Source organism: Virgibacillus oceani, from assembly GCF_041521345.1.
Lineage (GTDB): Bacteria > Bacillota > Bacilli > Bacillales > Amphibacillaceae > Virgibacillus_N > Virgibacillus_N oceani_A.
This window is the reverse complement of record NZ_JBGOHB010000002.1, coordinates 198769-222729: the sequence shown is the minus strand read 5'-3', so window position 1 is coordinate 222729 and position 23961 is coordinate 198769. Positions and strand designations below refer to the sequence as shown.

Sequence of the window (23961 nt, the reverse complement as noted above, 5' to 3'; positions counted from 1 at the left end):
ATCCATATCCAATGTTTCCATCTAAATACTCGACGACAAGCTTCATTTTAAATTCTTCACTATATTTTGCCACAAAAAACACCCCTGAAAGTTAGATTTATTACTCTAACTTTCGGGGGTCGGCACCAAAAACTCGCTCGATCAGATAAAAAAAGAAAGGGAAGCACTGATTGCGGGGGGTTAAAAGTAAACTAAGATCTCATTTCCAGTACCATTGAAAGTAAATTGTCAGCTTGTCAGGAAAGCGTATAAATGTATCGTTTCGTTTCCAACGATCAAGTCTTTCAAAGGATGTCCTTTCCTGTTTGGTGTGCTAAAATGTATAATAAATACGATGATACAGGAGGACGAGCAGATGAGTGAAAAAGTATTAGCTTACCTAAATGAAAACCGGAACCGGCTGTTAGAGAAATTAAATGATTTTCTGGCCATTCCCAGTGTAAGTACAGACAGTGAATATAAAAAAGATGTTGATGAGGCAGCTGATTTTATTGTTACATATTTAAATGATATTGGATTTGAAAATATCGATAAACAGGCAACAGGTGGCCACCCGCTTGTATACGCGGAATATAACGGCGCAGGTGCTGATGCACCTACCGTTTTATTTTATGGTCATTATGATGTTCAGCCGGTTGATCCAATTGAGTTATGGGAAAGTGATCCATTTAAACCGGAAGTCAGAGACGGTAGACTGTATGCCAGAGGTGCCAGTGATGATAAAGGGCAGGTGTTTATGCATCTCGCTGTATTTGAATCGTTTATGAAAACAGAGGGCAGCTTGCCGCTGAATGTAAAAGTTTGCATCGAAGGGGAAGAGGAAATCGGCAGCGAGAATCTGTATGATGTTTTGCAAGAGAAAAAAGATCAATTCCAGGCTGATTTTGCAGTCATATCCGACTCTGGAATGGTTGCCAAAAACCAGCCCACGATTTTGTATGGGCTAAAAGGATTTACGGGAATCGAAATAACAGTAGGCGGGCCGGATCATGATTTACACTCCGGGATGTACGGCGGTGCAGTAAGGAACCCTATCATGGCCTTAAATCATATACTCGCCTCCATGAAAAATTCGGACGAAGTGATTACTGTAGAAGGCTTTTATGACAGTGTAGAACCGTTGTCGGCGGAAGAACGAAACTTAATTGACCAGGTGCAGGGAGAGGACTATAAGGAAGCCACCGGAGTAAATGAAACAGTTTCTGAAAAAGACTATACTGCAAAAGAGCATACGATGGCAAGGCCTACTTTTGAAATTAACGGAATTTATGGAGGTTATCAAGGAGAGGGTACTAAAACGATTATCCCATCATCTGCCACTGCAAAAATTACTTGCCGGCTAGTGCCCGGTCAGGATCCGGAAAATGTTCAGCAAATGCTTGAGGAACATATTAAAAAAGTGAAACCATCCGGTGTTTCTGTTGATGTTAAAAAAGAAAAGCTGTCATCAAAAGCATATAAAGTAGAACCAAATCATCCTTTAATCGAAAAAGCAGCCAAAAGCTATACAAAAGCTTTTGGAAAAGAAACCGTGTATGTACGAATGGGTGGATCGATCCCAGTGGTGGAATGGATTGATGATATTTATGACATTCCAATTGTATTGCTTGGTTTTGGCACCCCGGATGACCGGTTGCATTCTCCGAACGAAAGTTTTCCGTTGGACAGTTTTGATAAAGGAATGGAGACGTTAGTTTATTATTGGAACGAGGTAAACAGTAACTAACGGTTTAGAAAGGAGACATTGTCATATGAAATATGCGGTTATTACAGGAGTTTCCAAAGGGCTTGGCGAAGCTGCTGCGATTCAATTAATGGAAACAGGCGTAAATGTAATTGGTATTTCCAGGTCGGTTAACGAGCAACTACCGGCAGTAGCAGAAGAAAACCAGGTTTCCTACGAGCATTATCCATGTGATATAGGAGACATTGCTGCACTGGAGGAAACTTTTCAAAAAGTAAGTGATGTGATTTTTCAACAGGAGGTAATGAAGCTGTATCTGGTTAATAATGCAGCAGTGATTGATCCCGTTGATCAGTCCATGAATATGAAGGCAAAGGACTTAGCTTATCATATTGAAGTGAATACAACAGCTCCGATGGTTCTAATGAATTTGTTTCTTAACAAAGCAAATCAAGAAAATATGCCATTTGTGGGCTTGACAGTGACATCAGGTGCTGCAGAAAGGCCAATATATGGCTGGAGTGCGTATTGCAGTACAAAAGCGAGTATCAATATGTATACAAAAACAGCAGCACTGGAACAGGACCAGCTAAATACAAAAAATAAGGTCATTGCATTCAGCCCGGGTATTATGGATACCCCGATGCAGGGCAGGATCCGGGAAAGCTCGGAAGCGGAATTTGCCGATGTGGAAACATTTAAAGGCTACAAGGAAAATAATTTACTAAAAGACCCGGCTATTGTTGGAAAGGTGCTTGTTGATATTTTGACAGATGAAAAAGTGAAGAATGGGAAAATATATTATGTGAATGAGTATGTATAAAACTACAGAAAAAATCGGCCTTGTTTAAAAAAGGGAAAGGAATTCCAATATTAAGAGGCTGGAACAGAACTCTAAGTAAGCATTGAAAAGGAGAAAATCCACCATATTAGCTTCGTAAATATCCGTAAACTCCTGCTGGAGCTGCTCGCGGTAAAGAAGTCACTCTGAAAAGACCAGAGGGAGTTTGAAGCGATGTCGCACTTGTACCTGAAGGTGAAAGCGAAGTATATTACCGGAGTGGGTTTTAAATACAAATTTAAGGTTGTTCGGATTTCTGTTTACTAAAATTGTTTTGCCACAGCCCCTTTTCTTTTTATTACCTTCCGTCAGCAAAGAGATAATCACTATCTAATAGGAAAAGGAATTATTTTTAATGACTTTTAAAGGGAGTGTTAATGTACTTCTTATCATCAACTTCCCAATTAGGATAAGATTTCGGCTTTTTTTCATTACATATTGGTTGTTACCTACTGATTTCTAACTCGTAAATATTTACACCAAGCAAGAAGATTAGCAAGCATCTATATATGCCAGGGGTGTTGTTTGGATAACGTTTGGATGTGACTTCTTTTTAAGAGTGTATCCCCTCTCGCCTCTTATGTTTTTTCTGCCGCACTGATCATCCAGTCAACACCATACTTATCTTGGACTAAAGCAAACATCGATGTCCTCGATACTTCACTGAGTCCCATATCTTCTCTGACACCGATATCAACGATTTTTTGATAAAAATCTTTTGCTTTCGAAATAGCCTTCGTTTTTGATTTTCTTGCGCCCATGTACTGCTGATATAAAATCGCTGGTTTAAACTCCTAATTCCGGCATTCATGCCAAAAATTCTTTGCAACTTCTTTCGACATGTTTTGCGCTTCCAGCATATCAGCAATCATCTCAACATCACTCATTTGTGTATACACCACTTCGGCACCAAAAGTTTTCTCGTCATTAATTTTCAACCACAAGTCTTCCATCTCGAAATACTTTGCTCACATTTTGAATATCCTCTATCTTTTGTAAAGGGTCTCCATCTATAACTACTAAATCAGCTGCTCTTCCCCGTTCAATAATGCCAAATTCGTTGCTTTGTAATGCAACGGCAGCATGAGACGTTGCCGCTTGAAGTGCCTCCTTAGGTGTAAGGCCGCTTTCAACGAGTAATTCCAATTCTTCGTGCATACTTGGACCGAATAAGACACCGGGCATCCCAGCATCACTGCCTGCCAAAATTAGGCCGTCTGCATTATGAAACTCCTTTACTCGTTCAAGCTGATCGGACCTCATTTCTGGATCACCGTTCAACGTTTCGACTAGTAACGTTGGTGTCATCGATACTCCTTGCTCAGTGATTTCCTCTAATAAATCATCATCCCAGCCATTTCTAACAACCCCGGCACCAATATGCTCTAAGCCATCGACGCCTGCCGCGAGTAGGTCTTCCAAGTCGTCGATTCTCCCCCAATGACCGAATACGGGTATATTGTGAGCGTGAGCTTCGTCTACGATGCTCTGTAAAACATCTTCATCGATGGGTTCCAACTGAGAGTCATCGGGACCTCTCTCTTGGACTACTTTAATCAAGTCGACACCGTCGTTAGCCAGCTGTTGTACATTTAGCCGAGCTTCTTCTGGTGTATCAGGATAAAGAACGACTTCGGAATGTGGGTCGGTGCCGACCGTTGCGACAGGATGACCTTCTAATGTTGTAAATAATGATCCTGATGCATAAAGGCGCGGTCCTTCAAGTTCTCGATCATTGACAAGGTCGCGAAATTCCATGATCCACTCATGTTCATCTCCGACGCTGCGAATCGTTGTGACTCCATGTTCTAAAAAATTATTTCGTTTTTCCGGAGTGAATCTTACAAAATCAGCAATCATTTTTGGGAACGATAAAATTCCGAACTCTTCACCTTCTTCGAGTTCAAGCATTCCCAAGTGTACATGCATATCAATGAGGCCGGGCATAATTGTTTTTCCATTCAGGTCCTTAACGGTTGCAGTGCCTGGTATATCAATATCATCACCTACTTCCACAATCATACCGTCTTCAATCAGGATCGTGCTATCACTATAAGATTCCAACTCTTCACCGAGGAGTACGGTCGCATTCGTAAGCGCCAGGTAGCCTTCTTGTTCGTCTGAAATGTTATAAATCGTTGCATAATAATAGGCAAAGCCGCCAACAACGACCAGTACAATCAGAATAACTGCTGTTAAGCATAACCGTTTGAAAAACCTCCAGAAAGAAATTCCACGATATTTTTTCTTATCTTTAGCCATGTCCATTACTAAGCTTCCTTTCACATATTATTGAAATAGAAGAGCGACATTAACAATGATATGCTCTTTCTGTTTAGTATTTACGAATCTAAATATCAATGGTTACTTTTTTCGTTAATAGACGAATGAACCAAACAGACAATAGAATCAATAACAAAATACCTGCAATGGCGATCCATGACGAGAAAGGTTCTAATGCCGAAAAGCGGGCAGAAAAAGGTAAATCCAGCGCAATCCTCAATAACGTATCTTTTAATGTATTTATAGCGATTGCAATGACAATAAATCCTAAACCGATGATTGTACCGCCTCTGTAAAAGCCTGCACTAATCAACCAGCCAAGCAAATAAAATATAAAGATGTTTGAAGCAAATACAACGATTGCTAACATCCAGTTACTGTATGGATCCATGTTAGGGCTTAAAATAACAGAAAGTATCAAATCCCCAATAAAACTGCCCAATCCACCATCTATATCCATTAACACTTCATTGAAAATTTCATTGATATCCTGTGTTTTATAACTCATGTTTAGCCAATTCGTTAAAATAAACCGTTCGACTATAGAAATAAAAAATATAATAATTGGAAGCACAATGGAAACCCCGATAGAAGCAATAAGTGTTCCCTTAAAGTAATCTTTTCGAGTTACTCCATTTTCTACATAATAGGGTAGAAAATAAATCGAAATTATTCCAATGATAAGCATATAGATGTTCGAAGCAATGATTAATGAGCCATAAAAGCCGCCGTCCACTTCAGTACCTTGTATGACATTAATTGCTCTCTGGACAATGTTAATGATGATCATGACACCTAGAAACCCAAAAGTCCATGACATGAGGGTCCAAAACATATCTGCTGCAATTTTAGGATAGCTTCTCATCTGCATTTTCCTCCTCTGTTAAGTGGATAAACAAATCATGAAGAGAGACAGGCCCTACTTCTATGCCTTTATCCAATGCTGTTTTTCTTTCCCCGTCTGTCAGTTCACCATAAATCATGACGGATGTTGTATTGCCTAAACGCTCTTCGTTAAGCTGCACTTTTGGCTGTACAAACTCCTCGACTAATTCTTTATTTCCAGTAATCCTGGCACCCTTTGAAGTAAGAGAATCATAATCCTCTTGAAGTAAAAAAGCTCCGTTTTTCAATATGATTACCTCATCAAATAAATAATCCATTTCCGAGACGAGGTGAGTAGATAAAATAATGACTCTGGGATGATTTTCCTGATCATTCAATAACTCTTTATAAAAGATTTCTCTTGCTGGTGCATCCATGCCTAGATATACCTCATCAAATATCGTAATCGGAGTTCTGCTTGCTAACCCGCTAATGACATTTACTGCTGATTGCATACCTTTTGAAAACTTTTTAATTGGTTTCGTTCTGTCGAGTTTAAATCGCTCTACAAGATATTCTGCATAATCCATATCGAAATACGGACGATAATGTTGTATACCTTGAAGCATATTCATTACATTGTCTGATTCATCCTGATAATCTTTATCATATAAAAATGCTATTTGCTGCATGATTTTCGCATTTTCAAATGGTGTTTCTCCGTTAATGGTTACGGATCCTGCTGTTGGTTCACGAAATGATGCCAGGGTGGAAAGGAGTGACGTTTTTCCCGCACCATTTCTGCCTAACAGTCCGTATATTTTCTTTTCGGTTATTTCGAATGTGACGTCCTGAAGTGCCTTCTGTTTTCCGAAATGCACATCTAAGTGATTCACTTTTATATTCATTCTGATTCACGCCCTTTTACATTTTTGATAAATTGAATAATTTCATCCTCTGTAATCTCTAACTTATTCGCTTCATGAACCAACTTCACTACATAATCTTCAAGAAAAAATTCCTTTCGTTTTTGTACTAATTTTTTTCTGGCATCAACAGCTACAAACATGCCAATTCCTCTCTTCTTATAAAGAATTCCTTCCTCAACTAACTGATTAACACCCTTTGATACTGTAGCATGATTAATTTTGTAAAAATTAACGAGCTGGTTGGTGGAAGGTGCTTTTTCATCTTCTTTGAGTTGATGGTTAATAATTTGATCTTCAATTTTTTCACGAACTTGAAGATAGATTGGTTTATCCTGATCAAAAGAATTACCCATGATTATCACCTGCTTATTTTTATTTATCGTTATATGGTGACACGGTTATACACTTATGTGTATAACCATAACAGTGTAATTTATTTTAGTCAATACTTAAAAATAAATTTGGATGAATTTTTTCCCGAAATTCTTTTGCTCTGCATAAGCTGAATATGAGCATGAAGGAGGAGGGAAGGTCAATGAGCAAAGGAGCAACAGGTTACGGCTCGAGTTTTGCGCTAATAGTCGTATTGTTTATTTTGCTAATCATTATCGGTACTGCCTATACAGGCGGGTATGGCGCATATTAAAGATAATAATAAATGCAGGGGGCAGAGGTCCTCTGTGTTTTATATTTTTGAAAATTCACCCATGCGGCCTAACCCCATTTGCTTTTTGAAAAAAACCATATATGATACAATTTATGGTGTATATTATTACTTTTTCATGATAATAAAATATACTCATATATATAATTGAAAAGTGTGAACGAAAGGAAGAAATAAATGATTACAAGAAAAAGTAAAAGAGAAATTGACAATATGAAGGAAGCGGGCGATATTCTCGTTAAGTGTCATAAAGAAATTGCCAATATGATAAAACCTGGGATTACGACAAAGGAAATTGATACCCTGGTGGAGAAAATTTTAAAAGCGCATGGAGCCAAACCGGAGCAAAAAGGGTATAACGGGTACGAATTTGCAACCTGTGCGTCTATTAATGATGAAATATGTCATGGGTTTCCCCGTGAGGAGAGGTTAAAGGACGGAGATATTGTTACCATTGATATGGTCGTAAATAAAGACGGGGGACTTGCAGATTCAGCCTGGACCTACGGTGTTGGAAATGTGGATGAAAAAGGGCTCCGCTTAATGGAAGTGACGAAAAGTGCATTATATAAAGGAATTGAACAGGCACAGGCAGGAAGCCGAATAGGAGATATCGGCCACGCCATCCAGACGTATGCCGAAGGAGAAGGATTTTCAGTTGTACGTGATTTTACCGGTCATGGAATTGGACCGACACTCCATGAAGACCCGCATATTCCTCACTTTGGTCTTCCGAATAAAGGGCTTCGTTTAAAAGAGGGTATGGTCATTACGATTGAACCGATGATTAATGAAGGCAGCTGGCACAGCCAGATGGATGCCAATAATTGGACTGCCAGAACAATAGATCAAGGCCGGTCCGCCCAATATGAACATACGATTGTTATCACGAAAGAAGGGCCAATGATTTTAACGGATCAGGATAATAAATAAAGAAATGCTGTCTGCGGAAAATTGAATTTCCCGGACAGCATTTTTAATGGTTACATTTCATTTTGCCGCGATTTTCCACCACCAAATAATATGGTAATTACGGGGCTCAGCAGACAAAAGAATGCAAAGGGCAAATAAACCAGTACTGGTACCCCAAGTACATCTGCGATAAATACGCCGCACACACTCCATGGCACGAGTGGATTAATGACGGTACCCGCATCTTCTAACGTCCTTGATAATGCTTTTCTTGATAATCCGGCATTTTCATACATCTCCTTATAGGTTTCCCCGGTCAAAAGAATAGATAAATATTGCTCACCAATAACGACATTGATGCCGATGGCGGTGGCTGCAGCAGAAATAATCATGGAGCGCGCCTTTCTAAGCTTTTTCTGCAGGGTTTCTAGCATTGCCGGTACAAGCCCGGTAACAAAAAGCAGCCCTCCCATACCTAAAGCTAAAATAACAAGAGAAATGGTAAATAGCATACTGTTGATTCCACCTCTTGTCAGTAATTCATTCACTGGCTCATAATCTGTTGCGGCCGCGTATCCATTAAACCAAATAGAGCTGATTTCCGACAGCGGCAGTTGATTGGTAATTTTGGCCAGCACTGTAGCGAATAAGCTGCTGATTGCCAGTGCAATAAAGGCGGACACTTTAAAGATAGTACATATTATTAATACTATTAATGGAATCCATGAAGACCAGTGGATTAGCCCGGTTGCTTCCAGTGCTTCTTGGTAATCATTGCTTTGCGGAGATAGGACCTGATCCGGTGATAAAATAACAAACAGAATAAAAGATATGATAAATGCAGGTATCGTAGTTAAGCTAATATGTTTAATATGTTCGAATAAATCAACACCTACAATGGTCGATGAAAGATTTGTTGTATCTGATAATGGAGACATTTTATCCCCGAAAAATGCCCCAGAAACAATAGCCCCTGCTGCGATGGCAAGGTTTGCGTCCAGTGCACTTGCTATCCCGGTAAAAGCTACACCAATCGTGGCGGTAGTCGTTAAGGAACTTCCTAATGAAATGCCAATAATGGCAGTTACTGCAAAAATAATGGCATATAGCCATGTACCGCCGATAAGTGAAAATCCGGCTTCAATTAAAGCAGGAATCGTTCCACTGATCATCCAGCTGCTGATCAATACACCAATCAGAAAGAATAAAAAAACGGCCCCCATCCCGGCTTTCGCACCTTCAATCATTCCTGATTGTAAATCTTTAAATGAAATTTTTTTCAGTACCCCGTAAGTGATCAGCAAAAGAATCCCCAATAAAATAGGTACGTGAGGGGGAGTTTCCAGTCCAACAATAAAATAACTGATAATACTTATAGTCAGGATGGACAATATAATAGACTCACTTATGCTTGGGCGATGCTTAGGGCTAATGGAAAACAAACTAACTCCTCCTATGGATAACAATACTGATTGAAGCGACTTAATGAATTGCTGCTAACTCATCTGTAATCAAAGTTATCTTCCCTTTATTATTTTATGTGTTTAAGCTATAATTATCTAATATTTACTTCAAGGGGGAGTCGAGTCATAGTGGAAAAAGCAGCTGAAAAAAGTCAAACACAATCAGTTAAAATGATCCGAAGAGGTATTGCTGCTGGTTTCCCCATTATGCTAGGTTATTTACCGATTGCAATTACTTATGGTGTGTTGGCGAAGCAATCGGGGATGACGTTAACAGAATTAACTTTAATGAGTGTAATGGTATTTGCAGGAGCCAGTCAATTTATGGGTGCGAATATGATAGCAGTTGGAGCTGGTGTACTGGAAATTATTATTGCCACTTTCGTATTAAATTTCCGGCATTTTGTAATGAGCCTATCTTTTATGAACCGTTTGCGCGAGGTGCCAATCAAGTGGAAAGCGCCATTGTCACTCGGTTTAACGGATGAGACATTTGCTGTATCTTCACTGCATACAAAAGAAGCAAAAATGGAAAAAGGCGCTTTATTTTATACAACGCTCATATTAACTGCCTATGTTTCATGGATAGCGGGGTCTTTTCTTGGAGGCGTACTAGGTGAGGTAATCCCCGAAAGGTTGAGTCAAAGTATGGGAATTGCACTTTATGCCATGTTTATTGGATTGTTAGTTCCTTCCGTGAAAAAAGAGCTGAAAGTTGGTTTGATTGCAATTCTTGCCATGCTTATTAATGCACTGTGCCTTCAATTGGGATTGAGCACTGGCTGGGCTATTGTGTTTGGTACCATTCTTGGCGGAATGAGCGGTATTTATTTGTTGAAGGAGGAGAAATCATGATTTTTTTAATTATAATTGGTATGTCTCTGGCAACGATGATTCCTCGTATCATTCCTGCATTTATTGTGGATAAATTACAATTTCGCGACTGGGTGAACCGCTGGTTAAACGCTATTCCGTATGCAGCATTAGGGGCATTAATTTTTCCGGGGATACTTACAGTGCAGCCGGATCAGCCGCATATTGGCTTATTAGGGGGAATTGTGGCAATAGCTCTGGCTTATATTGGGTTAAATGTTATTTTAGTGGTAATGGGGGCAATTGCAACAGTGTTTTTATTATCGATGTAAGAACAAAAGCTTAAAGCTAGGTTAGCGACGTACGGACTGCACTGAATGCTCGTCCCACCGTAAAGTCCCGCTATCGCTGGGCGCTGGAGCCAGACGAGGCTAAATAACATTGCTGATTTATCCAAAGATCAAGTTTTATAGTACGCTAAGCATGGAAAAACGCAGGAAAGCAGTTTGGGCTCTGTTTTCCTGCACTTTTTATGTTTTTAGACATAGCCAATTTGTGACAAAATTATTTTTTTATGGTTTACCTATTGAAATTATTCTAAAAATTAAGGATAATAGTGTAAAGAGGAACAAGGGGGCATGTTCCGTGAAAAAGCAAAAGCAGGTCTTAAAATATCATCGCTATGAAGGGAAAGCCATTCCTGCCAGACGGGAAATTGCTTTTGAATTGCAATTGGCTTCACGTCTGGAGTTGGATGAGTTGTGTTTTGTATATAACAGAGAGAAGCTGGAAGCAGCTATTAATCATGCACTTGAAGCAGGTGACAGGGAAGCATTTATGAAATTAAGTACTGCCTATCAAGAGTTTATATGGGAATAAATACTGTCATCACGTAATTACTGAGCGAGAATTTTAAAATATATATATTGGGACAGGGCTGCATGCTTGTCCCCACGAAAACACTTGCGTGGATAAAGTCAAGCCTTACCTAGCTAGAGGTAGGGCTATTCTTATTGCTGTTTTGGTTGTATAATGATGGTAGATTAAATTTATTCCATTGGCAGCAATTCTTTGACGAGGCATGAAAAAACCTCTCATTATCTCACCATTTTGCAGGGAGTCTATGCAGTTTTTTTAGAGTAAACTTCGATGAGAATTAATGAAATTTTGATAAATAAAGTGGTCGTAAATATATGAAAGGGGCAAAAATAATGAAGATTAACGGGATTAGAAGAATACTTTATTTTGCTGCCCGCATCCTGGGGGATGTTAATGCCGTAAAAAAAGGCAGGGTAGGCAGACGAATTGGCAGACGTGTTGTAGGGAGAGGTACAGGTAAAATGATGAGAAAGCTCTTTAAATAATGAAAAAAGGCTGTCTAAAGATTAGGTGCTTTAGACAGCCTTTTTTTAATAGATAATGTAAAAAATGTTACTGCTTATAAGGGATAGAGGTTTAAATAATGAAATTAGTTCTTTTCACCGATTTCCACCAATTTAACCTCTAATCTAACCTCTAAAAAGACGAAGAGACAAACGCGTTTTTCTTATATTGGCACCATTAAACAATCGGTTCGGAGTATTTGTTTTCCATCTGACACTCCAGCGGCAAACCGGTGTCATAGGAAATGTTGCCTATTAATTTATCGATATTTTCTTTTGCATCTGTTTGATCATCATGCCAATAATGCTGCACCTCCGTTAGAATTTGTACGCTCTCCAAGCGGCTTTTATCATATAACTCAACAAAGCTTTCTTCGTAGGCTTCATTTGTGGCAGGGTGATACCAGGTTGTTTCTTTTAAGTTCAGATAATCTATATTATCCTTGATTGGCTGGTGCGAGTAGGAAGAAATAAATGGTTTTAAAATAATGTTTTTCCATCCATAAGGGTCAGAAAGAATCCTAAGTGCACGTCGCATATCACGGTATGCTTTTTGAATATAGTCAAAGGATGTGCCCAATTTAAGTTCAGGGTAATGGTCCTGAATTACTTTATGTAAAAATATACATATATCTACATTTAATTTACTGCCTACATCTATTTCTTTATGAACGGGAGCTTTCCATGTTTTTAAATTATAGTATTTTTTCATCATGATCGTATCAATTAAAATTTCCAGCTTTTGATGATTTGTCCCGTCATAACCTGCATGGTAATGAATATAAGGATGTGTATTACGGTCTAATATATGATGTGTAATAAAACCAAGTACATAAGCTTGAATTTCCTGGCTTTCTTTTTTTGCTTTGGTGATCATATCCTTTAAAAAGTTCCCGCATTGTTTGGTATGCAAGGCCATCCCGATTTTCCGGCCAAATGTCTCATCAGCCCATGGCCAAAAATTGAAATAAAAAAAAGGGTCCGGCCCCTGAGCTCCCAACTTCATATAGCTTTCAGTCTGTGAAAAAGGGTATGGTTTTTTTACAGCATCTGACACTTCTTCACAAAATAATATATGCGTCCAAATATTCGGCATGTCGAAACCCTCCTGTTTATGACTTGATTTGTAGAAGACTTCCGATTACGTAAATAGTATAGTTGAGCATTAAAGTTAAAACTAAGTGTTTTCTTGAATCTCGATAAAGTATCATCTTCTTCATACATTATAAGATATAATAAGAAACAAGTGGGGTTAATTCAAGTACAATTTTGTGTCAAATGTCAAACTTGCATTAAAGTTACTGGTCTTTGTATGATAAATAGCCTGCTTTGTTGACTTATCGTTACACGATTTATATTTTTTGGTACAATGGAATTGATATTTGTTTATACATAGGGAGGCAAGAATATGGATTACCGTATAGAAAAAGATACAATAGGAGAAATACAAGTACCTGCTGAAAAATATTGGGGAGCGCAGACACAGCGGAGTAAACAAAACTTTCCAATTGGCAAAGAAACAATGCCAACCGAAATTGTAAAAGCGTTTGCGGTTTTGAAAAAGAGTGCTGCAAAGGCAAATAGTGAATTAGGGTTATTAGAGAAAAAAAAATATGATGCAGTCAAATATGCAGCAGGTCAAATTATTGATGGAAAATTGGCCGAGCATTTTCCGCTGGTTGTGTGGCAAACAGGAAGCGGCACACAATCCAATATGAATGTCAATGAGGTTATTGCCCATGTTGGGAATAAATGGCTGGAAGAACAGGGAGAAGAAGTAAGATTACACCCGAATGATGATGTAAACAAATCGCAAAGCTCCAATGATACGTACCCAACAGCAATGCACATTGCCCAATTGATTAAATTGGAGGATGATGTACTTCCGGCGGTAAGTCAACTGAAAAATACACTGAAAGATAAAATGGATTCGTTTCAGAACATTGTTAAAATTGGTCGAACTCACCTGCAGGATGCTACACCATTAACCCTTGGGCAGGAAATCAGCGGCTGGCATCGTATGCTGGAAAAATCGGAAATGATGATTGAACAAAGTGCCGGGTATTTAAAAGAACTTGCCATTGGCGGTACGGCAGTTGGAACTGGTTTAAATGCCCATCCGGATTTTTCAGAAGCTGTTGTTGCTGCAATAAATGAAAGTACAGGCAAAGCATTTATTTCTGCACCAAATAAATTCCATGCTTTAACAAGTCATGATGAATCCGTTTATGCCCATGGCGCGCTTAAAGCACTGGCCGCCGATATAATGAAAATTGCCAATGATGTTCGCTGGCTGGCAAGCGGTCCCCGGAGCGGGATAGGAGAAATTACGATACCAACAAATGAACCAGGGAGCTCGATCATGCCCGGAAAAGTAAATCCAACCCAGAGTGAAGCAGTAACAATGGTATCTGCCCAGGTTATGGGAAATGATGCAGCCATTGGCTTTGCGGCAAGCCAGGGAAATTTTGAATTAAATGTTTTCAAACCGATAATCGCTTATAACTTCCTGCAATCCTGCCAACTGCTTGCTGACAGCATTGTATCCTTTGATGAACGTTGTGCTAAAGGAATTGAACCGAACCACGAACAGATCGAAAAATATTTGAATGATTCATTAATGCTTGTTACTGCACTAAACCCGCATATAGGTTATGAAAATGCAGCTAAAATTGCCAAAAAAGCTTTTGAGGATAACGCCACATTAAAAGAAACGGCTGTTGAATTGGGGCTTTTGACAGAGGAAGAATTCGATCAATACGTTAAACCGGAAGAAATGACTCACCCAAAATAATTTCACGTTAGGTGGAAAAAGTCCATTACAAAAGTGTAGTGGGCTTTTTTATGTTTGCATTTCTGACTGGTAAGATGACTACATTTTACCAATGATTATTGCTTATAAGTTTGATGTATCTGTTCACACTATAGATACAGGAGGTGAAAAAACATGGCTAGAAACAATAGTAACCAATTAGTCGTACCTGGTGTACAGCAAGCTCTTGATCAAATGAAATATGAAATTGCACAGGAATTTGGCGTTAACTTAGGTGCTGATTCTACTTCTCGTGCTAACGGTTCAGTTGGTGGAGAAATCACAAAACGTCTTGTGCAGACTGCTCAACAACAAATGAACGGGCAACAATAACTTTAATAAATCTGGATTCAAGGAAAGCCTCTAGAGGCTTTCCTTTTACATTCTGAGTATTAAATAGAGTTTCTAAGTGCCAGAATGCTTAAATTCCCGGTTTATTCGTGAAGTTGAGGAAGATGACATAGAGTGATACTATCCGTACAAGTGTAAGTACTATTGGGTTCTCCATTTTCGATCTTAGTCCATGATTGCTCCTTCACCGAACGCTCAAGAGCTAATTTAACGGACTCAAAAATTTTACAAACTAAACTTTTGACGCACCACCTCCCTTTAGTTAAGCTAAAAGAGACAGGAGTGGAGGGAAAGCGAATGGAACCCATAATGATTGAAAAAGTACAGCAGAAGCTGGATTCTTTTAAGGATAAACAAGTATATATTCATGTGGAAACGACCAATGGAGCATATGCGAGCCATTTTAACAAAGAAGCATATAATGTTGGTGCATATGTAAGAAATGCACAGGTGTCATTTAATCAGGTGAAAATTGTGGGAAGTAATGGCGCTTATCGGGTTGGCCTGAAAATGGAAAAGGGTTGGATATATGTGGAAGGTCTAACAGACTGGGTAATTCACAAGGAAACACAGCTTTTGCTTGCAGGTCATGATCGGGAAGGCCGATTAATGGTTTCTTTACAAATTAGCGAAACACCGTTTAGCTATTGACTTGCATTTTTCCATAATAAAAAGAATAAGGTGATATAATGGAGAAACATGTTGTAGTAATTTATCCGCACCCGGATGATGAGTCATTTGGAGCGGCAGGTACAATTGCGAAATTCAGAAACGAAGGCTTGCCTGTGACTTATTTATGCGGTACTTTAGGTGAAATGGGAAGAAATATGGGGTCGCCAACGTTTGCAAACCGGGAAACCTTGCCTGAGATTCGTAAAAAAGAACTGATGGACGCGTGTCAGGCGCTTGATATTGAGCTTCGGCTGCTTGGATATCGTGATAAAACAATTGAGTTTGAGGACCGACGAAAAGTAGCGGAGCATATAAAGGAAATACTTGAAGAAATCCAGCCGAGTTTAGTGATGACACATTACCCTGAATACGCTGTACATCCTGATCATAATGCACTTGGGGCAGCCGCAATAGAAGCTGTTGGTATGATGGATATAGACAAACAGCCAACTGTATGGGCTCAAGCTATTTCTAATGAATACAAAGAAGAACTTGGCGATACGGATATTTCGAATGACATCCGTGATTTCTTTGATCAAAAAGTGGAAGCAATATTCTCGCATAGATCACAGGTGGATGGCATGGTCAGCCAGTTCCAGGAGACCAAGGATGTCAAAGGGGATATCAAAGAGGCGTTAAAAGAACGTTTTGTAAAAGAAGAGTTTTATATATGGAATTTTAGTAAATAAAATAGGTATAAGCGTATTATGTGTTGGCGGTCAGTTAAGTTTCTAATAAAACGAAGGGAATGATACTTTAATGAAGAAATTATATCGTTCCAATACACAGCGAATGGCAGCAGGTGTGTTAGGCGGATTAGCAGAATATTTTAATGTGGATGTAACAATATTGCGCCTTGCTTTTGTTGTTTTATGCTTCATGAGTTTCTTTACACTGTTATTGATTTATTTGGCAGCTGCAATTATTATTCCTGCTGAAAGGGATGTTTATTAATGCTTTTAAGGTGGCTCATATCCATTGTACTAAATGCTGTCGCATTGATAGTTGTTGCGGAACTATTTGAAAGTTTTCAACTCGATGGGTTTGGAGCGGCCATACTGGCAAGCTTTATCTTGGCTATTGTAAATGTGATTATCAAGCCGATACTGGTTATATTGACTTTGCCGATTACTGTCATCACATTGGGTTTGTTTCTCTTTGTCATCAATGCGATTACTTTAATGATCACACAGGCAGTGATGGGATCGTCCTTTGTCATTGATGGATTTGGAATAGCGATTGTGGCATCGGTTATTATATCCATTATTAATTTGTTGTTAAATAACCTGGTCAAGAATTCCATGAAATAATTTAATATGCGTAAAATTCGTAGGTGTACTGCCTACGTTTTTTTTGTTCAATATGCTACAATAATAGTCAGTTGTTTTGGGGAAAAGGAGGACTGCTTACATGTCAACCGTTCGTACAAAGGATCTATTGGAAAATTTTAATCTTACCCTTGTAGCAGGGAAAGATGGCATACATAGAGAAATATTTACGAGTGATCTATCCCGTCCCGGCATGGAATTGACCGGTTATTTCAAATACTATCCTAAGGAAAGATTGCAGTTAATCGGTGAAACTGAAATGAACTATTTTCTTGACCTTACAGTAGAAGAACAGAGAGACAGGGTTAGGGGGTTATGTACGGATGTGACGCCGGGGATTGTTATTTCCCGAGGGATGGACATACCTGAAGTGATTATTGAAGCAGCAAATGAATCAGGTGTACCTGTTTTGCATTCCCCGAGAAAAACAACGAGAGTGATCAGCAGACTTACGAATTATCTGGAAGCAAAATTTGCACCTACTACTGCCATACATGGTGTACTGGTGGATATTAACGGGGTAGGTGTTTTAATCACGGGGCAAAGCGGCGTAGGTAAAAGCGAGACTGCCCTTGAACTTGTTAAACGCGGGCACCGGTTGGTGGCAGATGATAATGTGGAAATACGCCAGGAGGATTACGACACATTAATTGGGAATGCGCCGCCATTAATAGAACATTTATTGGAAATTCGCGGTGTTGGAATTATAAATATCATGACCCTTTTTGGTGCTGGCGCCGTCAGAAGCCAGAAAAAAATATCCTATATCGTTAACCTGGAAATCTGGGATGAGAAAAAGCAGTATGACCGCTTGGGACTGGATGAAGAAACATTGAAAATCATGGATGTTGAATTGCCTAAAATAACGATACCTGTCCGCCCGGGAAGAAATCTGGCTGTAATCATTGAAGTGGCAGCTATGAATTTCCGGCTGAAAAGAATGGGGCATAATGCAGCAGAGGAATTTTCTGATCGTTTAACAACAATAATAGAGCAGGAGCGAGAAGTCTAGAGAAGGGAATGTTAGCATGAGTTGTGAAGCGCCTGCATTAGACAGGGTTTTTATAGAAATCGGTCCTATACCAGTTTATTGGTATGGGGTGATCATTGTAGCCGGTGTCTTTCTTGGCTTGCTGTTAGCTTCCAGAGAAGCTAACCGAATTGGGCTACAAAAGGATTTAATCATTGACTTGCTGGTGTTTGCTATTCCGATAGCAATCATTTCTGCAAGAATGTATTACGTGATATTTGAATGGGAGAACTATGTAAATGGGCCATGGACGGATATATTTGCAATCAGAGAAGGCGGGCTGGCCATACATGGAGCTTTAATTGGTGCAGTATTAACTGCCATTATTTATGCACGCATAAAAAAAGTCTCCTTTTGGCAATTGGCAGATGTTTTGGCGCCAAGTATCATCCTGGGACAGGCAATTGGCCGCTGGGGAAATTTTATGAATCAGGAGGCCCATGGCGGCACAATCTCGGAGTCTACATACAATAGCTTCCATCAGTATTTACCTGATTTTATCATGAATCAAATGTGTATTGACGGTGTCATGTACCACCCGACATTCTTATATGAATCTGTCTGGAATATACTTGTATTTGTATTTTTACTTGTATTGGTACGATATAACCCTTTAAGAGGGGAAGTATTTTTAAGTTATGTCGTTACTTATTCTATCGGCCGATTTTTTATCGAAGGAATGCGCACGGATAGTCTGTACGTGATTGGTGAGCTTCGTACCGCACAACTGCTTTCTATACTGCTCATTGTAGGTGCCATTATCCTGATGATTTATCGCAGAAATAGCCCTAAAATGACTGCCAGATATAGTGATGTGAAGAAAGCAGAGGTAAAGAAAGCGAATAAGAAAAATCAATCCAACAAAAAGAAATCTAAGAAAAAAGGGAAGAAGAAAAAATAGAATGAAATAGAAAGAAGAGGGGAAAGCAACGTGACTGGAACATTTTATCGTGGACTGCAGCAGGGGGGCAGTACTGCCTGGACGCTCGGAAAGGTAATATTTCCGATTACATTGCTGGTTACTATTTTGCAGTTCACCCCTGTTCTGCCTTGGCTTATTGATATACTCAGCCCGGTGATGGCTCTTTTTGGCTTATCCGGGGAAGCAGCAGTTCCGCTTGTACTGGGTAATGCACTGAATTTATATGCCGGCATCGGTGCTATCGTATCATTTGAATTTACCGTAAAAGAAGTGTTTATCATGGCGGTAATGCTGTCTTTTTCCCATAATTTATTTATCGAGTCAGCGGTAGCAGCCAAAGTAGGCGTCAAATGGTGGCTGATTGTCGGCATCCGTGTCGGGCTGGCTATTTTTGCGGGTATCGTCATTAATCTTGTCTGGAATGGTGGAGGCGAACTCGCACAGTATGGGCTGATTCAAGCCAGTGAGACAGCCCCTGCAGGCTGGGGAGAAATTATTTTTCAAGGACTGCAAACAGCTTTCGTAGCCGTTTTGCAGCTTGCAATCATTGTCATTCCGTTAATGATTATCATGCAATATTTAAGGGAGTACGGCTGGTTAACAGCTTTTTCAAATAGGTTTGCTCCTGTAACGAAAATGCTTGGCATGGAAAAGAATACTTCCATGACTATGGTGGCAGGTTTAACCATCGGGTTGGCCTATGGAGCAGGGTTGATGATTCAGGCAGTAAAAGAAGATGGGGTGTCCAAAAAAGATATGACTTTGGCACTTATTTTCCTTGTCTCCTGCCATGCTGTCGTAGAGGATACCTTGATTTTTATCCCGCTTGGTATACCTGTTTGGCCATTACTCGTTATCCGCCTGGTAACAGCGGTCGTTTTAACGATGGTAATCGCCTATACTTGGAAACGATATGAGAAAAGAAAAGAAAGGGAAACAGCAAATGAGCATTCATACCATACTCTTTGACCTTGATGGTACATTAATTGATACGAACGATTTAATTATGGCTTCCTTTGAACATACTTTCCGTCATTATGAACTGACGTTCTCCCGGGAAGAAATTATGGCATTCAATGGACCGCCGCTGGTTGAAACTTTCCGGAAAATTGACCTTGAGCGGGCGAATGAAATGATAGAAACATACCGGGAACATAATTTGTTTGTTCATGATGATTATGTAAAAGCTTTTCCTAATGTAGTGGAAACCGTTAAGGTGTTAAAAAACGATGGCTTTCAGCTCGGTGTAGTTACAACAAAAATGAGAAAAGGTGTAAATAAGGGGCTGGCTTTAACCGGACTGAATCAGCTATTTGATACGATTATTACATTGGACGATGTGAAGCATGCAAAACCTCATCCCGAACCGGTGATAAAAGCATTGGAAGCACTAAAAGCGACTGCTGACACTGCCCTGATGGTCGGAGATAATTATCATGACATACTGGCAGGGAAGAATGCAGGTACACTCACAGCCGGGGTTGCCTGGGCGCAGAAGGGGAAAGAAAGCCTATTGGAATATGAGCCAACCTATATGTTTGATGATATCCGTGACATCCTAAAAATAACAGGAGTGTAGCAAATGCGTAAAACCAATCGATTTCCAATCAAAGAAAGCAATTCACTCTGGCAAATATACAAAACGGTACCTTTCTGGAAAGTGGTAAAAAATTTCATTGTCATTCAAACAGCAAGATATACGCCGTTTTTAGGCTTGAAAAATTGGATGTATCGGACATTCCTGCGGATGAAGGTTGGAGACGAAACAGCATTTGCCTTGATGGTAATGCCTGATGTCATGTTTCCGGAAAAAATCACGATAGGAGCAAACAGTATCATAGGATATAATACAACGATACTGGCTCATGAATATTTAATCAAAGAATACCGGATTGGTGATGTGATGATAGGCAAGGAAGTTATGATTGGTGCAAATGCAACAATCCTGCCCGGTGTAACGATTGGTGATCATGCTATAATTTCGGCAAGTACATTGGTAAATAAAGACGTACCGCCAGGCGCTTTTGCCGGTGGAAATCCCATGAGAATAATTTATACAAAGGAAGAATTGGAATTACGGGAGAAGGGGTAAAACTGAAATCTTAATAAAAAAACCGCAAAACTTATGAAAAATAAATATATTGCGGTTATTTTTATGAATGAGCCGAGGACACTAGTTACTTAGTCATAAGATGGAGCATTTTCGGTAATGCATGTCTTTTTGAAATGAATAGGTGCCCCCCCCCAATCTGCTACTTTATAATGCCGTTCATATATCCATGAAAACATGCGCTTAATCCGTTGATTTTCCAGGAAAAAACTTATATTATTCCACCGGTAATTATGATATACTTTGTTCGTATGTTTAGAGAATCGGAGGATTTGCATGCAGAAATTAAAAAATAAAGAGACGGAACAAGGAAAAATAATTCCATTTATTCCTGAAGGAGATTTTTATTTTACAAAGGGAGTAGAGGCATTTAAAAAAAGAAAATTTGATATTGCATTGAAATGGTTGAAGAAGGCAACAGAAAATAATCCGCAAGACCCTTTATATCAATGCCAAATGTCAATTATATATACGGAAGTCGGTTCTTATTATAAAGCAAATCAGTTGCTGAGACAGGTGCTGGAATCATCTGATTATGTCGATTGTTACTATTTGCTCGGAAATAATTATGCCCATTTGGGACTTTTGCATGATGCTAAAAAGTATGTGCTAACCTACCTGGAAAAAGAGCCTGAGGGAGACTTTGCAGAAGACGCAAACAGCTTGCTTGAATTAATTGATTTTGATGAAGATGATGAAGAAGCCCCCACGTTTGAAGATGAAGATGAAGATGAGCTGCTTATTTATCAGGAAACGATTTTTTATCATATGGAACATAAGGAGTGGGATAAAGCGCTGCCTCTGCTGGAAGATGTGCAAGTGTTATTTCCGGAGCATATAACGGCCATTCATGATTATACGCAGGCACTCTTTTTTTCAGGCTCACGGGAAGAAGCCTTGCAGCTGGAGAAGGGGTTTCTTGAAAGTCATCCAAACGAAATGAACAGTCATATTAATTTAGCATTATTTTATGCGGAATTAAATCAGGAAGAAGAACGTGATACACATATTCAGCAATTATTCAATGTATATCCTTTTCACGAACAGCAGAAATTAAAAGTAGCTTCTGTTTTTACCAAAGTCGGTTTGTATAAGGAAGCATTCTACCGCTTCAGAAAGTTAGAAAAGGGAAAGCTGAACGGGCATCTTTCCTATTACAGATGGTACAGTAAAGCAGCATTCCACTCGGGTTATCCATCAAGGGCACACCAGATCTGGAAGGAAGGCTGTAGAAAATACCCGAAACTTGGGAACGAAGAAATACCGTGGCAAGCATATTGATAGACGAAAATGCTGTGTTTCGTTAAGCTGAATATGGCTTGAAAATTTAAAGTTAATTAATGAGATAAAGGGGCGATTTATATGTCCGAAGAACGTATGTATGATGTGATTATCGCAGGAGCTGGCCCAGCCGGAATGACGGCAGCAGTATATGCTTCACGTGCCAATTTGGATACACTGATGATTGAACGGGGTATTCCGGGCGGTCAGGTTGCAAATACGGAAGACGTGGAAAACTACCCTGGATATGATCATGTTTTAGGGCCAGATTTATCCAATAAAATGTTCGAGCATGCAAAAAAGTTTGGTGCCGAATATGCATATGGAGATATAAAAGAAGTTATTGATAATGGAAATTACAAAACAGTGATAGCTGGTAAAAAAGAATATAAAACAAGAGCACTTATCATAACGACCGGTGCCCAATTTAAAAAACTGGGCATCCCTGGCGAGGAAGAATTGGGCGGTCGGGGTGTGTCTTATTGTGCGGTATGTGATGGTGCGTTTTTTAAAGAGAGACATCTTGTTGTCGTCGGCGGCGGAGATTCTGCTGTTGAGGAAGGAATATATCTGACCCGGTTTGCCGATAAAGTAACTGTTGTTCATCGAAGAGACGAACTGCGTGCTCAGAAAATTCTTCAGGATCGTGCATTTAATAACAAAAAAGTTGAATTTATCTGGGATACGGAAGTGAAAGAAATTAACGAAAAAGACGGGAAAGTTGGCAGTGTAACGCTGCATAATAATAAAACCGGAGAAGCGTACGAACATGGCATTGACGGTGTGTTTGTATATATCGGAATGGTCCCATTAAATGAACCTTTTCTTTCTTTAGGAATTACGAATGAAGATGGCTACATTCCAACGAATGAAGAAATGGAAACAAGTATTAAGGGAATCTATGCAGCAGGCGATATTCGTGAAAAAACGCTAAGACAAATTGTAACAGCAACCGGTGATGGAAGTATCGCGGCTGAAGCAGCAATCAAGTATGTGGAAAATCTGCAGGAAGAATTAAAGACGGCAGATATTTAACTTCACTACTGCGTTTCAATGAGAAATATTTATTAATAATAATGAGTGTAATTCGCATCGTGTTTAACACTCATTATTTTTATTTGTGTAACCGTGAGAGTACGCTTTTCGATTGCGTTATTCCGGGAAATAATCAAAATGAGGTCTTCGAGCATCCGTCTCAGATGTCTCACTGCAGAACAACACTGTAATATCCAAGTATTTCCTTCGTGATTAACAAATTTAAATCATTCGATATTAATGTATTAATGCACGTATATTAAATAAAATTAATGATAAGTAAATGCATTTTAACGCTGTTGTAATACATTCGAAACAATTATACGTTACAATAAGAGTAACTAATTGACCCCCTTTTAATAGATAGATTAGTTTTTTGGCACAGGTGCTTGTCACCTGTGTATTTTTTTTGGGAGAAAAAACTATAACAGCTATGATTGGAAATGCCAGGTGTTTTTCGTATAAAAAGAATATATTATAACTTTCTGGGGTATACGCCTGTATTTCATTAATTCCTCAAAGTAACACAATTTGAAGTAATGAAACTTTTTAAGTTGGCAAATAGTAATACCAAAGCATAGCTGAACGAGTTTTGGTTCCGCCGTTATAGTGGGACCTTTTTGG

Annotated in this window: 29 protein-coding genes; 21 read left to right on the top strand and 8 right to left on the bottom strand. The window is 39.2% G+C overall.

Going from position 1 to position 23961, the window contains the following annotated elements; all coding sequences use genetic code 11:
• Positions 1 to 355 precede the first annotated feature (355 nt).
• Both ACDX78_RS03205 and ACDX78_RS03200 read left to right on the top strand, forming a co-directional pair.
• Positions 356 to 1726: a dipeptidase gene (locus tag ACDX78_RS03205; protein ID WP_486025295.1), complete on the top strand. Its 1371-nt coding sequence runs from the start codon at positions 356 to 358 to the stop codon at positions 1724 to 1726.
• A 25-nt stretch (positions 1727 to 1751) separates the two neighbouring features.
• Positions 1752 to 2507 carry a (S)-benzoin forming benzil reductase gene (locus ACDX78_RS03200; protein WP_486025294.1) on the top strand — a complete coding sequence of 252 codons (756 nt, stop codon included), beginning with the start codon at positions 1752 to 1754 and terminating at the stop codon, positions 2505 to 2507.
• Positions 2508 to 3103: 596 nt separating this feature from the next.
• Here ACDX78_RS03200 and ACDX78_RS03195 read toward each other — a convergent pair.
• The 6 genes from ACDX78_RS03195 to ACDX78_RS03170 all read right to left on the bottom strand — a co-directional run bounded on the left by ACDX78_RS03195 (position 3104) and on the right by ACDX78_RS03170 (position 6915).
• Positions 3104 to 3286: a hypothetical protein gene (locus ACDX78_RS03195; protein ID WP_486025292.1), complete on the bottom strand. Its 183-nt coding sequence runs from the start codon at positions 3284 to 3286 to the stop codon at positions 3104 to 3106.
• Positions 3287 to 3319: 33 nt separating this feature from the next.
• On the bottom strand, positions 3320 to 3463 hold the full coding sequence (locus tag ACDX78_RS03190) for a hypothetical protein (RefSeq protein ID WP_486025291.1): 144 nt from the start codon (positions 3461 to 3463) through the stop codon (positions 3320 to 3322).
• The gene (locus ACDX78_RS03185) at positions 3453 to 4793 is read right to left on the bottom strand and encodes an amidohydrolase family protein (RefSeq protein ID WP_486025289.1); all 1341 of its coding nucleotides are present in this window, start codon (positions 4791 to 4793) and stop codon (positions 3453 to 3455) included. The genes ACDX78_RS03190 and ACDX78_RS03185 overlap by 11 nt, the downstream gene beginning before the upstream one ends.
• 82 nt (positions 4794 to 4875) lie before the next feature.
• Positions 4876 to 5673, bottom strand: coding sequence for a hypothetical protein (locus ACDX78_RS03180; protein WP_486025287.1), 798 nt, complete (start codon positions 5671 to 5673; stop codon positions 4876 to 4878).
• Positions 5657 to 6541, bottom strand: coding sequence for an ATP-binding cassette domain-containing protein (locus ACDX78_RS03175; protein WP_486025285.1), 885 nt, complete (start codon positions 6539 to 6541; stop codon positions 5657 to 5659). The genes ACDX78_RS03180 and ACDX78_RS03175 overlap by 17 nt, the downstream gene beginning before the upstream one ends.
• Positions 6538 to 6915, bottom strand: coding sequence for a GntR family transcriptional regulator (locus ACDX78_RS03170; RefSeq protein WP_486025284.1), 378 nt, complete (start codon positions 6913 to 6915; stop codon positions 6538 to 6540). The genes ACDX78_RS03175 and ACDX78_RS03170 overlap by 4 nt, the downstream gene beginning before the upstream one ends.
• 182 nt (positions 6916 to 7097) lie before the next feature.
• Here ACDX78_RS03170 and ACDX78_RS03165 point away from each other — a divergent pair, with 182 nt between their 5' ends.
• Both ACDX78_RS03165 and map read left to right on the top strand, forming a co-directional pair.
• Positions 7098 to 7208 (top strand): YjcZ family sporulation protein, encoded by a 111-nt coding sequence (locus ACDX78_RS03165; RefSeq protein ID WP_486025282.1) that lies wholly within the window; start codon positions 7098 to 7100, stop codon positions 7206 to 7208.
• A 195-nt stretch (positions 7209 to 7403) separates the two neighbouring features.
• On the top strand, positions 7404 to 8159 hold the full coding sequence (gene map / locus ACDX78_RS03160; RefSeq protein WP_486025280.1) for a type I methionyl aminopeptidase: 756 nt from the start codon (positions 7404 to 7406) through the stop codon (positions 8157 to 8159).
• A 50-nt stretch (positions 8160 to 8209) separates the two neighbouring features.
• Here map and nhaC read toward each other — a convergent pair whose 3' ends face one another.
• Positions 8210 to 9580, bottom strand: a complete 1371-nt coding sequence (gene nhaC, locus ACDX78_RS03155) for a Na+/H+ antiporter NhaC (protein WP_486025279.1) — start codon at positions 9578 to 9580, stop codon at positions 8210 to 8212.
• A 192-nt stretch (positions 9581 to 9772) separates the two neighbouring features.
• On the opposite strand from nhaC, the gene ACDX78_RS03150 reads away from it, so the two are divergent.
• The 4 genes from ACDX78_RS03150 (at position 9773) to ACDX78_RS03135 (ending at position 11778) form a co-directional block, all read left to right on the top strand.
• The gene (locus ACDX78_RS03150) at positions 9773 to 10456 is read left to right on the top strand and encodes an AzlC family ABC transporter permease (protein WP_486025308.1); all 684 of its coding nucleotides are present in this window, start codon (positions 9773 to 9775) and stop codon (positions 10454 to 10456) included.
• The gene (locus ACDX78_RS03145; RefSeq protein ID WP_486025277.1) at positions 10453 to 10746 is read left to right on the top strand and encodes an AzlD domain-containing protein; all 294 of its coding nucleotides are present in this window, start codon (positions 10453 to 10455) and stop codon (positions 10744 to 10746) included. Before ACDX78_RS03150 ends, ACDX78_RS03145 begins: the two co-directional genes overlap by 4 nt.
• A gap of 313 nt (positions 10747 to 11059) precedes the next feature.
• Complete coding sequence (locus ACDX78_RS03140) at positions 11060 to 11293, top strand: IDEAL domain-containing protein (RefSeq protein WP_486025276.1); 234 nt, start codon at positions 11060 to 11062, stop codon at positions 11291 to 11293.
• Between the two features lie 332 nt (positions 11294 to 11625).
• The gene (locus ACDX78_RS03135) at positions 11626 to 11778 is read left to right on the top strand and encodes a hypothetical protein (protein WP_486025274.1); all 153 of its coding nucleotides are present in this window, start codon (positions 11626 to 11628) and stop codon (positions 11776 to 11778) included.
• 196 nt (positions 11779 to 11974) lie between these two features.
• On the opposite strand, the gene ACDX78_RS03130 is transcribed toward ACDX78_RS03135, so the two are convergent.
• A complete protein-coding gene (locus ACDX78_RS03130; protein WP_486025272.1) occupies positions 11975 to 12892 on the bottom strand; it encodes a zinc dependent phospholipase C family protein in 918 nt (305 codons plus the stop codon).
• 312 nt (positions 12893 to 13204) lie between these two features.
• Between ACDX78_RS03130 and fumC the strand changes: the two genes are divergently transcribed.
• The 13 genes from fumC (at position 13205) to trxB (ending at position 23337) form a co-directional block, all read left to right on the top strand.
• Positions 13205 to 14590: a class II fumarate hydratase gene (gene fumC, locus ACDX78_RS03125; RefSeq protein WP_486025271.1), complete on the top strand. Its 1386-nt coding sequence runs from the start codon at positions 13205 to 13207 to the stop codon at positions 14588 to 14590.
• Between the two features lie 153 nt (positions 14591 to 14743).
• Positions 14744 to 14941: an alpha/beta-type small acid-soluble spore protein gene (locus tag ACDX78_RS03120; protein ID WP_486025270.1), complete on the top strand. Its 198-nt coding sequence runs from the start codon at positions 14744 to 14746 to the stop codon at positions 14939 to 14941.
• Between the two features lie 315 nt (positions 14942 to 15256).
• Positions 15257 to 15610 carry a YojF family protein gene (locus ACDX78_RS03115; RefSeq protein ID WP_486025268.1) on the top strand — a complete coding sequence of 118 codons (354 nt, stop codon included), beginning with the start codon at positions 15257 to 15259 and terminating at the stop codon, positions 15608 to 15610.
• A 38-nt stretch (positions 15611 to 15648) separates the two neighbouring features.
• Complete coding sequence (gene bshB2 / locus ACDX78_RS03110) at positions 15649 to 16320, top strand: bacillithiol biosynthesis deacetylase BshB2 (protein WP_486025267.1); 672 nt, start codon at positions 15649 to 15651, stop codon at positions 16318 to 16320.
• 70 nt (positions 16321 to 16390) lie between these two features.
• Positions 16391 to 16585 carry a PspC domain-containing protein gene (locus ACDX78_RS03105; protein ID WP_486025265.1) on the top strand — a complete coding sequence of 65 codons (195 nt, stop codon included), beginning with the start codon at positions 16391 to 16393 and terminating at the stop codon, positions 16583 to 16585.
• A complete protein-coding gene (locus ACDX78_RS03100) occupies positions 16585 to 16941 on the top strand; it encodes a phage holin family protein (protein WP_486025264.1) in 357 nt (118 codons plus the stop codon). The genes ACDX78_RS03105 and ACDX78_RS03100 overlap by 1 nt, the downstream gene beginning before the upstream one ends.
• A 100-nt stretch (positions 16942 to 17041) precedes the next feature.
• On the top strand, positions 17042 to 17971 hold the full coding sequence (gene hprK / locus ACDX78_RS03095; protein WP_486025262.1) for an HPr(Ser) kinase/phosphatase: 930 nt from the start codon (positions 17042 to 17044) through the stop codon (positions 17969 to 17971).
• A 16-nt stretch (positions 17972 to 17987) separates the two neighbouring features.
• A complete protein-coding gene (lgt, locus tag ACDX78_RS03090; RefSeq protein ID WP_486025260.1) occupies positions 17988 to 18890 on the top strand; it encodes a prolipoprotein diacylglyceryl transferase in 903 nt (300 codons plus the stop codon).
• Between the two features lie 30 nt (positions 18891 to 18920).
• Positions 18921 to 19880: a nucleoside recognition domain-containing protein gene (locus ACDX78_RS03085; RefSeq protein ID WP_486025259.1), complete on the top strand. Its 960-nt coding sequence runs from the start codon at positions 18921 to 18923 to the stop codon at positions 19878 to 19880.
• Entirely contained in the window at positions 19855 to 20490 is a 636-nt protein-coding gene (gene ppaX / locus ACDX78_RS03080; protein WP_486025257.1) for a pyrophosphatase PpaX, read from the top strand. Before ACDX78_RS03085 ends, ppaX begins: the two co-directional genes overlap by 26 nt.
• Before the next feature lie 3 nt (positions 20491 to 20493).
• The gene (locus ACDX78_RS03075; RefSeq protein ID WP_486025256.1) at positions 20494 to 21003 is read left to right on the top strand and encodes an acyltransferase; all 510 of its coding nucleotides are present in this window, start codon (positions 20494 to 20496) and stop codon (positions 21001 to 21003) included.
• Between the two features lie 294 nt (positions 21004 to 21297).
• Positions 21298 to 22302, top strand: coding sequence for a tetratricopeptide repeat protein (locus tag ACDX78_RS03070; protein WP_486025254.1), 1005 nt, complete (start codon positions 21298 to 21300; stop codon positions 22300 to 22302).
• 81 nt (positions 22303 to 22383) lie between these two features.
• On the top strand, positions 22384 to 23337 hold the full coding sequence (gene trxB / locus ACDX78_RS03065) for a thioredoxin-disulfide reductase (RefSeq protein ID WP_486025253.1): 954 nt from the start codon (positions 22384 to 22386) through the stop codon (positions 23335 to 23337).
• Positions 23338 to 23961 lie beyond the last annotated feature (624 nt).